General features: G+C 72.9%; 11 protein-coding genes. 6 read left to right on the forward strand and 5 right to left on the reverse strand.

Annotated elements, in window-relative coordinates; all coding sequences use genetic code 11:
• The first annotated feature begins 160 nt into the window (after window positions 1-160).
• On the forward strand, window positions 161-1,147 hold the full coding sequence (locus OG552_RS35495) for a helix-turn-helix domain-containing protein (RefSeq protein ID WP_329140171.1): 987 nt from the start codon (window positions 161-163) through the stop codon (window positions 1,145-1,147).
• 179 nt (window positions 1,148-1,326) lie between these two features.
• Here OG552_RS35495 and OG552_RS35500 read toward each other — a convergent pair whose 3' ends face one another.
• From OG552_RS35500 to OG552_RS35510, 3 genes are all read right to left on the reverse strand, one after another.
• Entirely contained in the window at window positions 1,327-2,295 is a 969-nt protein-coding gene (locus tag OG552_RS35500; RefSeq protein WP_329140173.1) for an aldo/keto reductase, read from the reverse strand.
• Window positions 2,296-2,500: 205 nt separating this feature from the next.
• The gene (locus OG552_RS35505; protein ID WP_329140175.1) at window positions 2,501-3,112 is read right to left on the reverse strand and encodes a hypothetical protein; all 612 of its coding nucleotides are present in this window, start codon (window positions 3,110-3,112) and stop codon (window positions 2,501-2,503) included.
• Window positions 3,113-3,363: 251 nt separating this feature from the next.
• Window positions 3,364-4,212 (reverse strand): universal stress protein, encoded by an 849-nt coding sequence (locus OG552_RS35510; RefSeq protein WP_329140177.1) that lies wholly within the window; start codon window positions 4,210-4,212, stop codon window positions 3,364-3,366.
• A gap of 210 nt (window positions 4,213-4,422) precedes the next feature.
• Between OG552_RS35510 and OG552_RS35515 the strand changes: the two genes are divergently transcribed.
• From OG552_RS35515 to OG552_RS35530, 4 genes are all read left to right on the forward strand, one after another.
• Window positions 4,423-4,980 carry an Rv1733c family protein gene (locus OG552_RS35515; RefSeq protein ID WP_329140179.1) on the forward strand — a complete coding sequence of 186 codons (558 nt, stop codon included), beginning with the start codon at window positions 4,423-4,425 and terminating at the stop codon, window positions 4,978-4,980.
• Between the two features lie 122 nt (window positions 4,981-5,102).
• On the forward strand, window positions 5,103-5,825 hold the full coding sequence (locus tag OG552_RS35520; protein ID WP_329140182.1) for a CBS domain-containing protein: 723 nt from the start codon (window positions 5,103-5,105) through the stop codon (window positions 5,823-5,825).
• 207 nt (window positions 5,826-6,032) lie between these two features.
• A complete protein-coding gene (locus OG552_RS35525; protein ID WP_329140184.1) occupies window positions 6,033-6,737 on the forward strand; it encodes a response regulator transcription factor in 705 nt (234 codons plus the stop codon).
• A 101-nt stretch (window positions 6,738-6,838) separates the two neighbouring features.
• The gene (locus OG552_RS35530) at window positions 6,839-7,843 is read left to right on the forward strand and encodes an Acg family FMN-binding oxidoreductase (RefSeq protein ID WP_329140186.1); all 1,005 of its coding nucleotides are present in this window, start codon (window positions 6,839-6,841) and stop codon (window positions 7,841-7,843) included.
• Here OG552_RS35530 and OG552_RS35535 read toward each other — a convergent pair.
• Entirely contained in the window at window positions 7,840-9,588 is a 1,749-nt protein-coding gene (locus OG552_RS35535; protein ID WP_443071118.1) for a GAF domain-containing protein, read from the reverse strand. The genes OG552_RS35530 and OG552_RS35535 overlap by 4 nt on opposite strands.
• A 173-nt stretch (window positions 9,589-9,761) precedes the next feature.
• Between OG552_RS35535 and OG552_RS35540 the strand changes: the two genes are divergently transcribed.
• Window positions 9,762-10,256 (forward strand): signal peptidase II, encoded by a 495-nt coding sequence (locus tag OG552_RS35540; protein ID WP_329140190.1) that lies wholly within the window; start codon window positions 9,762-9,764, stop codon window positions 10,254-10,256.
• A 124-nt stretch (window positions 10,257-10,380) separates the two neighbouring features.
• On the opposite strand, the gene OG552_RS35545 is transcribed toward OG552_RS35540, so the two are convergent.
• Complete coding sequence (locus tag OG552_RS35545; protein ID WP_329140192.1) at window positions 10,381-12,501, reverse strand: SpoIIE family protein phosphatase; 2,121 nt, start codon at window positions 12,499-12,501, stop codon at window positions 10,381-10,383.
• Between the last annotated feature and the right edge of the window lie 123 nt (window positions 12,502-12,624).

A 12,624-nucleotide genomic window follows, 5' to 3' on the forward strand; every position in this document is an offset into this window, starting at 1 on the left:
AGTTCAGCGCACAGCTCTGGGCGCCGTCCGACGGCGATCACCGCTGAACAGCGCCCTGTGCGCTGGAAGATGCCAACCGGGGCGGATCATGTGCAAGATGTTCGCGGTGGCCGGGTTGTGCCAGGTGGCGGCCCGCCGCCAGGTGAGTGGGAGAGAGAGCATGGAACTTCACGTCCTGGGACTCGGCCCTGAAACAGAACACGTCTACGCGGCCCTCGTCGGCCGTCCGCGCAGCACCGCCTCCCAACTCGCCGGCGCCTGCGGCACCACCACCGGCGCGACCGCCAAAGCGCTTGCCACGCTGGTCGCGCAGGGCCTGGCGATCCGGGCCGCCGGACGGCCGACCCGGTTCACCGCCGCGCCGCCCGATGTCGCGGTGACCACGCTGATCCATGAGCGCGAGCACCAACTGGACGCCGCCCGCGCGCTGGTGCAGCGCCTCGCCGAGACACACCGGGAGGCCAACCGGATCAGCCACCCCGACATCGCCGTCGACGTGCTCACCGACCGCGAGGACATCAGCGCCGCCGCGCACCGGCTGACCGCCGAAGCCCGCCGCGAGGTCCGCGCCTTCGACCGCCCGCCCTACGTCGACCGCCCCGGCAGCAATCTGCGCAACCAGCTCAGCCGGCAGCGCACCGGCATCGTGCACCGGGTGATCTACACCCGTGACGCCGTCGCCTGGCCCGGACGGCTGCTCGGTGACATCGTGCCCAGTGTGAAGGCGGGCGAACAGGCCAGGGTCCGGGCCGAGTTGCCACTGAAGCTGGTGATCCGCGACGACGAGTCGGCGCTCATCCCGCTGAGCCTGGCGCCCGGCGGTCACGCACTGGCCTACCTCATCCACCGCTCGCCGATTCTGACAGCCCTGGAAGCGCTCTTCGAAGCGGAGTGGGACCGGGCGGTGGCACTCGGCGTACCCGGCGCCGCACAGGTGCCGGCGGCCGACGCGCCCGACCTGCCCGACGCCGAAACCCGGTTGCTGCTCAGCTTGTTGATCTCGGGTCTCACCGACGCGGCCATCGGCCGGGCCCAGGGCTGGAGTCCTCGTACCACGCAGCGCCGCATCCAGCGGCTGATGACCGCCCTCGGCGCCGCCACCCGTTTCCAGGCCGCCCTCATCGCCTCCCGGCGCGGCTGGATCTGACCCTCCGTCGTCTCCTCGGGTTCTGACCCGCTCCTGGACCGGCCCCGCAAGGCGGAGAGCATCACGCTGCGCGCCGCCCATCCGGAGAACGGCAGGTCCAGATGGCCGAGGGCGTGCCGGGCCGCGGCCGTACCCGCCCGCCCGCACGCCTGCGGACCTCTACCGCCCCGGGGACCGGCTCACTGGTAGTAGCTGCGCTGCCAGCGGTGCCGGGCGAGCACCGCGAGCCGGTCGGCGTCGAGCAGCCGGCCGTCGCTGACCGCGGCGTTGCGCTCGGCGTTCCGGACGGTCCGCATGCCCGGGATGACCGTGGAGACCGCCGGAGCACTCAGCACGTACCGCAGCGCCGTCTCCGCCAGCTCCTCCGGGGCGATGCCCAGGTCGGCGGTGAGCGCGTCGACGTGCCGCTCCACCTCGGCGGGGCGGTCGCCCTTGAAGTACCGGTTGCGGAAGTCACCGGGCGGGAACGTCGTTCCGGCGGTGATCCGGCCGGTGAGGCCGCCCTCGTCGAGCGGCACCCGGACGATGACCCCGACGCCGTGCTCCTCGCACGCGGGGAACAGCGCGTCGGCCGGCGCCTGGTCGAAGATGTTGTAGATCACCTGCACGGTGTCCACCGCGCCACTGCGGACCAGGGCCAGGGCGTTGTCCGGCTCGTGGTCGTTGATCGACACGCCGAAGAGGCGGAGCTTGCCCTCCTCCTTCAGCGCGGTCACCGTCTCCAGCCAGTCCCCGCGCCCTACCCACTCGTCGCTCCACACGTGGAACTGCACCACGTCGAAGTGGTCGAGGCCGCTGGCCCGCAGACTGGTCTCCAGGCTCTGCCGGATGTGCGTCCCCGGAAAGGTCTCCGCCGGGTCCAGACCGCCGGGTGCGGGCCACTTCCCGTTCAGCGGCGGCACCTTGGTGGCCACCAGCACCTCGTCCTTGCCGGCCCGCTCCCGCACCGCCTTCCCGACGATCCGCTCGCTCTCGCCGTACCCGCGGGCGGTGTCGATCAGATTCACCCCGAGGTCCAGCGCCCGGTGCAGTGCCCGCAGCGACTCGTCCTCGTCGGCCCCGATCCAGGCGTCACCGCCGATTCCCCACGCCCCGTACCCGATCTCGGACACACTCAGCCCGCTGCGTCCCAGCTTCCGATACCGCATGCTCGTCACCCCTCCACGCCGTCACCGGCCCAAGATCTTCTCCGGCCACTCCGACCGTAACCCCTCCGCCCGCCCCCACCCCCGCCAGGTGCCACCCCCCACCACAGGCGGCCACGACGAGGACGTGAACAGCACAGCGGGGCACCGCCGGTGTGGCGGTGCCCTGGGGGGTGCGGTGCCCTGGGGTGCGGGGTGGGGGTGGGGGTCAGAGGAGCCAGCGGGTGCGGTGGACGAAGGGGATCTTGGCCCAGATGCGGCCGAGGCCCCAGGTGTTTCCGGCGTAGACGACCGCGAGGAGGATCATGACGAGGGCGTAGAGGAAGTGGTAGTCGACCAGGGGGTTGGAGGAGCCGCTGGGGTCGCCGTTGGACAGGTGCTGGGCGAGCGGCCATTCGGCGGCCCACATCATGGCCATGAGGATGGTGCCGCCGATGGCGGTGATGCGCAGGGCGACGCCGGTGATCAGGGCGATGCCGAGGCCGAGGAGGGCGAGCATGAACATCCAGTCGGTCCAGGTCTGGCCGGCGATGGTGTGGAAGAAGGACTGGAGGGGGCCGGCGGAGACGTTGGAGAGGAAGCCCTTGGTGGGGGAGCCGCCGTCGGTCCAGCCTTTGCCGGTGGCGGTGGCGTAGTGCCAGCCGAAGAGCTTGTCGAGGAAGGCCCACAGGAAGATGAAGCCGGTGGCGATCCGGACGACGGCGGCGGCCTTGGCGGCTATGGGGGTCATGACGGCGCCGTGGCGGGGGGCGGTCTGCGCGGCCTGGACGTCGGTGACCTGCATGCTCGGGTGGAGACGGTCTTCCTGGTGGACGGCCACGGCGGGCTCCTCGGTCGGTGGTGGTGTGTTCGTTCGGTGACACCATCACTGTCCCGCCCGGGGGGTGGTGGCCGCTGGGGGCCGACGTCCCGACCCCGGGGGCCGAACGGCCCTGCGTTCCCACCCCACTTGGAAGCACCGGTCGGAAACACCCGGGTGGGAACGCGCCACGTCGGAAGCACACCGAAAGCACGCCCAGAGCAACGGACGCCGGACCCGGGCGCCCCCCGTACCCGCAGCCGGGCGGACCACTACCCCTCCACCACCGGGACGATCGCCACCGAGCAGGACGAGTGGTGGAGCAACGCATGGGTCACCGGGCCGAGTTGGATGCCGCGCCGGGAATGCCGCCGATGGGCCGCGATCACCACGAGATCCGCGTTCGCGGTCGCCTCGATGAGAGCCCGGCACGGGGTGGACCGTATCGACCGGATCTGCACCGGCAGCCGCGGATAGGCCGTACGCAGCGGCGTGACGATCTGACCGGGGAACGCGGCTTTCGCGGCGGCCTGACGGGCGACCCGCTCCGCCACCGGCTCGGCGGCGAAGGAACCCGGCGTCCCGTTCGCTGACTGCCGGTACGTCCACGCGTGCAGCACCTCCAGCCGCGCCCCGCGCTGACCGGCCTCCTCGAAGGCGAACAGGGCCGCGTCCGCGTCGTCGTCGCTCTCCAGCCCGAGCAGCACCCCGCCCGGGCGGTCCCGCCGGAGGTCGCCGCGCACGTCCCCGCCCCGCACCACAAGAACGGGCCCGTCCGCGTGGGCCGCCAGGCGCTGGCTCACCGAGTGCATCAGCAGCCCGGCGAACCCACCGAGGCCCCGGGTGCCGACGACGGTGAGCGCCGCGCTCCGGCCCCGCTCGGCCAGCACCTCCGCGGGGTCGCCGACCACCGCGGTCATCACCACGGGCAGCCCGGGGCTGCGCTCGCCGACCCGCGTGGCCGCCGACCGCAGGATCGGGCCGGACTCGTCGACGTCCGCGACGCAGTAGACCAACTCCAGCTCGGCTCCGCGCAGTCGCGCCTCCACGGCCGCCGCGTCCAGTGCCTCGAAAGACGTCGGCGACCCGTCCACTCCGACGACCACGCGATTCGCGCTCATGCCCGCTCCCTCCATCGATGGGTTCTCCCTCCCGATCCTCCGGGCGGCACCCGTTCCCGGGCAGGGCCGGGCGAGACCCGCCGATGGGTCCGAGTCGCCCCGGCGGCAGGGCCGTTCGGCTCTCGGCAGCGGCCACCGCACCGAGGGAGCGTTAAGGACATCGGACGCGTCCGGCGGACCGGACCAGCACACGAGAGGAAGGGAACGGCCATGACACACCGGGTATGGTTCTGGCGCCTGCGGCGCAATCCGCTGCGCCGGCCCTCGTACGCCATCGAGGCGTACGCCTTCCTCGCGGTGGTCCTCGCCGCGGTGGCCGGCGCCGCCCTCGCGGGACTCACGGTCGCGCACGGCGTGCAGCAGGAGTACGCACAGCAGCGGCTCGACCGGCACCCCGTCGCGGCCGTCGTCACCCAGGACGCCCCGGAGACCGTCGGCTACGCCGCCACACCCCGGGCCGGCGTCCGCTGGGCCGCACCGGACGGCACGGTCCGCACCGGCGTCGCCCGGGTGACCGTCGGGGCGAAGACCGGCGACCCCACCACGGTATGGACCGACGACCGCGGCGCACTCGTCCCGGAGCCGCTGCCCGTCCCCGCCGCGCGGCTGCAGGCCGGCGTCACCGGCGTCTCCGTCGCGCTCGGTATCTGCGCGGCCGTCCTCATCGGCTGCGGGATCACCGCGAAGCTCGTCGATCTCCGGCGGGCCGAGCAGTGGGCCACCGCGTGGGCCGAGACCGGCCCCCGATGGGAGAACCGGAACGCCTGAACCCGGCACGCACCGCACGCCCCACGCCGTACCCGATCCCCGCCCCACCCCGTACCCGATCCCCGCCCACGCCGGCCGCGCCCGAGCAGCCGGACCGCAACCACCAGAAGCAGGAGCACACCATGAAGCACCGCAAGGTCGCCCACGTGATGACGAGCGACGTCATCCGGGTCGAGGCGCCGACCCCCTTCAAGGACGTCGCGGTCCTGCTCGCGCAGCACCGCATCAGCGGCGTACCGGTGGTCGACGACGACGAGAAGGTCATCGGCGTCATCTCGGAGACGGACCTGCTGGTCCGGCAGGCACGCCTCGGCGGCGAGATTCCCACCCGGCGCCGGTGGCGGTGGACGCCCGCCGCGCGCCGCTCGGCCGCGAAGGCCGAAGCGCTGACCGCGGGGCAGCTGATGTCCACACCGCCCGTCACGGTGCACGCGGACGACTCGATCGCCTTCTCCGCCCGCCTCATGGCCCAGCGCCGGGTCGAGCGGCTGCCGGTACTGGACGAGGAGGACCGGCTGGTCGGCATCGTCACCCGCCGCGACCTGCTGCAGGTCTTCCTGCGACCCGACGCCGAGATCCGGGAGAACGTCATCGAAGAGGTGGTGGGCCGGACCCTGTGGCTGGCCCCGAACGAGGTGGGCGTGAAGGTGGTGGACGGCGTGGTCACTCTGGACGGCCGGCTGGAGCGCGACAGCGAGGTCTCCGTCGCGGAGAACCTGACGGCGCGGATCGAGGGTGTGGTCGCCGTGGTGAGCCACCTCACCAGCCGTTTCGAGGACGCGCGCCTGCAGCCCGCCTCCTCGGCGGTGCACGGTGTCGCCGACGACTGGTTCCACAAGCCCTGAACGCTTGTGGTGGCGGGAGCCGGCGCCCGCCGCATCCCGGCCGCCTCCCGTCCCGGCCGCCTTTCCATCGGCTCGGCGCCCACGGCACCCGGCGGCGCCGTGCCGCGACAGAGGTCCGTTCGGCCCTAGTGGCGGAACGGACCTCCGAGCGATGATCGGAGGCCGGAGTCGGCGCACGGCCGGCAGACGACAGGGTGAAGGTCCGCTATGAGCGAGGCACGGCAGTTTTCGGCACAGTCGCCGATCAGGGTCTTCCTGATGGACGACCACGAGGTCGTCCGCCGGGGAGTGCACGACCTGCTCGACGCCGAGCCGGACATCGAGGTGGTCGGCGAGGCCGGGACGGCCGATCACGCCCTGGCCCGCGGCCCGGCCCTGCGCCCGGACGTCGCCGTCCTGGACGTACGGCTGCCGGACGGCGACGGCATCTCGGTCTGCCGCGACCTGCGCTCCGCCATGCCGGGCCTCGCCTGCCTCATGCTGACCTCCTTCGACGACGACGATGCCCTCCTCGACGCGATCATGGCCGGCGCGGCCGGTTACGTACTGAAGCAGATCAAGGGCTCCGACCTGGTCTCGGCGGTCCGCACCGTCGCCGCCGGCCAGTCGATGCTCGACCCGGCCACCACCGCCCGGCTGATGAGCAGCCTGCGGGACGACATTCCCGGCGCCGACCCCGAGCAGGAGGCGCTGTCCGCGCTCTCCCCCCGCGAGCGCGAGATCCTCGGCCTGATCGGCGAGGGCCTCACCAACGGCCAGATCGGCAAGCAGCTGTACCTCTCCGAGAAGACGGTCAAGAACAACGTCTCCCGGCTGCTGGCGAAGCTGGGCGTGGAACGCCGGATCCAGGCGGCCGTCATCGCCACCCAGGGCAGCGCGGCACCGGCCGTCGCCGACCGCGCGCACCGCTGAGCCACGAGGGCCGAACGGCCCATTTGCCGGTAACCAACGGCCCCTGCCGACGCCTCCGCGCCGCCGCGACCCTGGAAACAGGACGGCCGAAGGAGAGCGACATGACCACCGCAACACTGGACGCGGCAATACTGGAGAAGCTGATCACCGCCGCCTCCGCGGCGCCCTCCATCCACAACACGCAGCCCTGGCGGTACCGGCTCGACCCGGACACCGCCACGATCGAGGTGCGGGCCGCCACCGAACGGGGACTGCGCCGGACCGACCCCTCGGGCCGCGCCCTCCACGTGTCGGTGGGCGCCGCGGTCTTCAATCTGCGCGTCGCGGTGGCGCACTTCGGCTGGGAGCCGGTGGTACGGCTGCTGCCCAGGCCGGCCGAACCTGACTTCCTCGCCGCGGTGCGCCCGGCCGGCGCGCCCCCGGGCGGTGAGGTCAGGCGCCAGGACATGTACGACGCCGTGTGGCGCCGGCACAGCAGCCGGCTGCCCTACTCCGACCGGCCGATTCCGCCCGGGACACTGGCCGAGATCGCCGCGGCCGCCCGCGCCGAGGGAGCCGTACTGGAACTGCCCGGTCCCGCCGAGACCAGCCGCATCCTGCAGGTCACCGCCGAGGCCGAGCGGCGGGCCGTCAGCGACCCCGAGCGCCGCGCCGAGAGCCGGTCGTGGCTGCGGGAAGGGGAGTTCGACGGCATGCCGGGCGCGGTCCTCGGTCCGCTGGACGCGGGCGGGCACCTGCCGGTCCGGGACTTCGCCGCGCTGCGGGCGGCGGACCACCAGCCGCCGGCGCCCTTCGAGCGGCACCCGGTGATCGCGGTGCTCTCCACCGAGGGCGACAGCCCCGCGGACTGGCTGCGGGCCGGGCAGGCCCTGGAGCACGCCCTGCTCGTCGCCACCTCCCACCAGGTGCGGGCCTCCCTGCTCCACCAGGCCGTGGAGTGGTCGGACCTGCGGTGGGTCCTGCGCGACCCGCGTTTCGGCGTCGGGCACGTGCAGATGCTGATCCGGCTCGGCTACGGCCCGGAAGGGACAGCCAGCCCCCGCCGGCCCGCGCGGGACGTACTGGACGCCGGGGACGTACTGGACGCCGGCCGGGAGCGGTTCTAGCCCTTTCCTGGTGCCGTCAGCGGAACCTGCCACACCAGCCGGGTGCCGCCGGCGGGGCCCGTCGCCGCCTCCATCGTGCCCCCGAGGCGGCGGGCCCGTTCCGCGAGGTTGCGCAGGCCGCTGCGGCGGCCCTCGGCGGGAAGCCCGACCCCGTCGTCGGCGACGGTCACGGTCAGCCGGCCGGCCGCGACCGAGAAGGAGACCTCGACGGAGGTGGCCTGCGCGTGGCGGGCGGCATTCGACAGCGCCTCCGCCAGCACCGCCACCGCGTCCTCCGCGACGGCGGACGGCACGTCCGTGTCGATCAGCCCCTCCATGCGCAGCGAGGGCGTGAAGCCGAGGGTGCGCGCGGCGTTCTCCACCTCGGCCGCGGCCCGGGCGCGCAGGCTCTGCCGCTTACGGTCAGCGTCGCGGGCCCGCAGTCCGAAGATCGTGGAACGGATGATCTTGATGGTCTCGTCGAGGTCGTCCACGGCACGCATCAGCCGCTCCGTCGCCTCCGGGTGCTCCACGAAGCGCAGTGAGCTCTGCAGCGTCATCCCGGTCGCGAAGAGCCGCTGGATCGCCAGGTCGTGCAGGTCCCGCGCGATACGGTCCCGGTCCTCCAGCAGCGCCATCTGCTCGGCGGCCCGGCGGCGCTCACCCAGCTCCATGGCGAGTGCCGCCTGGCCGGCGAAGGCCAGCAGGCGACCGGTCTCGTCGTCGGTGAAAGGCGTGCCCTTCACATGCCGCCCGAGGAGCAGCACTCCGCGGGCCTCGCCGCCGGCCACCATGGGTACGGCCGCTACCGGACCCAGACCCTTCCACCGCGGCGGGCCCACGGTGACCCGGGGGTCCTTCTCGATGTCGGTCGTCGTGATGGGTCGCCGCGCGGCTATGGCCGCGCCCATGAAGGAGCCCTCTACCGGAAGCACCAGTCCGCGGTGCTCGTCCGCGTCCACTCCGACCGCGATCACCGACTGCAGGTCGGAGCTGTCGGCGACCGGCAGCGCGAGGACGCCGAGATCCGCGTCGAGAATGCGCCTGGCGTGCTGCACGATCCCCTGGAAGACGTCCATCTCCTCGGTGCCGGACAGCAGATCGCTGACGATCAGCGCGTTCGCCTCCAGCCACTGCTGGCCGTCACGGGCCGCCTTGTACAGCCGGGCGTTCTCGATGGCGACACCGGCCGCGACGGCCAGCGTGCGCAGTACGGTCTCGTCCTCGCCGTCGAAGTCCGCGCCGCCGCGCTTCTCGGTGAGGTACAGATTCCCGAAGACCTCCTCCCGGACCCGGATCGGCACCCCGAGGAAGGAGTGCATCGGCGGGTGATGGGGCGGGAAGCCGTACGAGGCCGGGTGCTCGGAGATCTCCGAGAGCCGCAGCGGCTCCGGGTGGCGGATCAGCTCGCCCAGGATGCCGTGCCCGGACGGCAGGTCGCCGATCTTCCTGGCCTGCTCCGGGGACACGCCGCTGGTCAGGAACTCCGACAGCTGCGTGCCCTCGATGACGCCCAGGGCGCCGTACTCGGCGTCCACCAGAACGACCGCCGCCTCCACGATCCGGCGCAGCACCTGCGGCAGGTCGAGGTCGCCGCCGACCGACAGCACGGCCTCCAGGAGGTCGTGCACCCGGTCCCGGGTGGTGCGGACCGCGTCGATCCTGACCTGGAGCTCATCGAGCAACTGGTCGAGCTGCAGCCGGGGCAGCTGTCCACTTTCCTTGCCGACCTCATCAGACAACGGGAAGCCTCCGGGCGCGTCCATTCGGTGACCGGTACGTCTACGGCCCCCCACGTTATCGGGCCGGGGCGGACCGTGGACGGGTCACCCTGGCAGGTCGGGGCGGTCAAGGGCGGGGGAGCGGGCAGCGGCGGGCGTAGGCTCCTGGAAGGTGAACGTTCAGCCATTGCATGGTCATGGGAACACGGAGGTTGCCGATGCCGGGCATGGGAGCGCCGCAGCGTGCGCTGTGGACGGCCGCAGCGGCCGGGCTCGCGGTGGATCAGGTGACGAAGGCCGTCGCGGCCGAGGTCATCGAGGGCCGGCAGCCGGTGCACGCGCTCGGTGGGGCGGTGACCTTCACCGCCTTCCGCAACTCCGGCGCCGCCGGCTCCTTCGCCCCGCACGCGACCCTCGTCTTCACCGTGCTGGCCATCGGTGTGCTCGCCTTCATCGTCCGCACGGCGCCGCAGATACGGTCCGTCGGCTGGGGGGTGGGACTGGGCCTGATCTTCGCCGGCGCGGGCGGCAACCTCAGCGACCGCATCTTCCGCACACCCGGCTTCGGCCGCGGCGCCGTGCTGGACTTCATCCAGATCGGCCACTCCGGGATCTTCAACCTCAGCGACCAGTGCGTGACCGCGGGCGCCCTGACGATCCTCGTGCAGACCTTCCGCGGCGTCCCCTTCCGACCCTCGGGCGAGGCCCACTGACCCCCCGCCCCGCCCCGCGGGCACCGATAACCGATACGGCTACACGCTGACCGCCAGCGTGCACCCGGAAATCGACGTCCTGGCGGACCGTCAGGCGGGAGGGCCGTGTGAGGCGTGGTTGGGGTCAGCGGGGGGTGGCCGGGGGCGGGGGCAGGGGGCGGGTGCGGGCCAGGAGGAGGGCGATGTCGTCCTCGGAGGAGGTGCCCGGCCAGTCGCTGTCGGCGTCCGCGCCGCGTGACGCCTGCGGTGTCATCGTGCTGATGATGTGCGTGCACAGATCTTCCAGCGACGTTCCCGTCCAGGCCATGGCGGCACGCAGCCGGCCGAGGCCGACGTCGATGTCCGCCGTGCGGGTCTCGATCAGGCCGTCGGTGTACAGGGCGATCACGCTGCCCTCGGGGAGGTCCAGCGCGACGGAGCCGTACGACATCGTGCCCAGGCCGATCGGCGGCCCCACCGGCACGTCCGCGAGGACGACGTGCCCGTCGGGGTAGAGCACCGCCGGTGGCGGATGTCCGGCCGACGCCAGGGTGCAGCGCCGGGTGGCAGGGTCGTAGACCGCGTAGGCACAGGTGCAGCTCATCACCGGGGCGGCGCCCTCACCGTCCTGGTCGTTCATCAGGACGACCCGCCGGTCCAGCCGGGCGAGCACCTTCTCCGGCGGGAGGTCCAGGTCCGCCAGCGTCCCCATGACCGTACGGAGCTGCCCCATCAGTGCGGCCGCGTTGATGCCGTGCCCGACGACATCGCCGACCATCAGACCCACCCGGGCGTCGGGAAGCGGAATCACGTCGAACCAGTCGCCGCCCACCCCCTCGTGCGTATCGGCCGGCAGATAACGCGACGCCACCTCGACGGCCGGGCCTCCCGACAGCGTCCGGGGAAGGAGATTGCGCTGCAACGCGACGGCCGCGGCCCGTTCCCGCGTGTAGCGGCGGGCGTTGTCGAGGCTCAGAGCGGCCCGGCCGGCGAGCTCCTCGATCAGCAGCAGATCGTCCCGGGAGAACGGCGTGGCGTTGTCGGTACGGGTGAAGACGGCTTCACCGAGCACCATCCCGCGCGCCTGGAGCGGGACGATGATCAGCGAGTGGATCCCCGTCGCCTCGATGACCTCCGCCCGCCGCGGGTCCCGGTCGAGCCACGTGCCGGGAGAGGTGTCCAGGACCGGCTCGAAGTGGGTCTGTCCGGAGAAGAGCGCCCGGGTGAACGGTGACGACGGGGGAACGAAGACCGGCTCGCCGACCCCCCACAGGGCCTCCGGCAGATCCTCGTGGACCGAGGCCACCCCGGCGCGGCGGAACACGGGGGCGGCCGCGTCCGCCGGGCGGAGCCGCTGCAAGGGCTCCTCGCCGAGGGGCACCGTCTCGCCGAGATCGACGGTCACATAATCGGCCAGCAGCGGCACCGCGGCGTCGGCCAGTTCCTGGGCGGTCCTGATCACATCGAGCGTGGTGCCGATACGGCCTCCCACCCGGCCGAGGGCGAGCAGGTTCTGCCGGGCGCGGGACTTGCCGATGTCCGTGGCCATGTTGCACACACCGACCGGTTTGCCGTCCGGCCCTTCCAGCCGGAAGTAGGACGCGGACAGCAGCCGCTCGGTGTCCTCGCCGGGCACCCGCCAGGTGTACTCACGCTCGATCACCGGATCGCCGGTGACCAGTACCTGCCGCATCACCGCGGCGATCGCCCGGCCAGGGCTGCCGGGCTGGACCTCGGTCATCAGCCGGTTCAGGCGCTCCCTGCGCAGGACGCCGTCCTGGCGCTCGGCGGCGCCGTTCAGCCAGATGCAGCGCAGTTCCGGGTCCCAGATGGACAGACCGACCGGCGAGCGCGCCAGCAGCGCCGCCGACACCGAGACCTTCGCGGGCGGCCACGAGGACGCCCCCGACGGATCGGTCGCGGTCACGAACCAGTCCGCCCTGCCGTCGCCGGACAGCGGGGAGACGTCGAGCATCACCTCGGTACTGGTTCCGTCCCTGCTACGGAGCCGCGCCACCGCCGACCACGGCTCACGGGCTTGTGCGCGCCGGCCCCAGACCGCCAGATCGGCTGCCGGGTCACGGCCGGCCAGCACCACGGCCGCGGAACGGCCGACCACCTCCTGCGGGCGGTAGCCCAGAGCCCGCTCGGCCGCCTTCGTCCACCCCAGGATGGTGCCCGACGCGTCGACCACCGCGCTCGCCGGCCCGAACGGGCCGAGGGGCTCGTCGGTGGGCCACGTGGTCGCTCCGGTGGATTCGGCCATCGCCCGCATCCCATCGCTTGAGGCACTCACCTACGATCCGCCAGCTGTGTCCTCCTCCGGTTCCCATTCTGCGCCAGATGGGTGGCGGGCGCGGCTCGGCCGGTGGGGCGGTGGGCGCGGGGC

Source organism: Streptomyces sp. NBC_01476 (genome assembly GCF_036227265.1).
GTDB lineage: Bacteria > Actinomycetota > Actinomycetes > Streptomycetales > Streptomycetaceae > Actinacidiphila.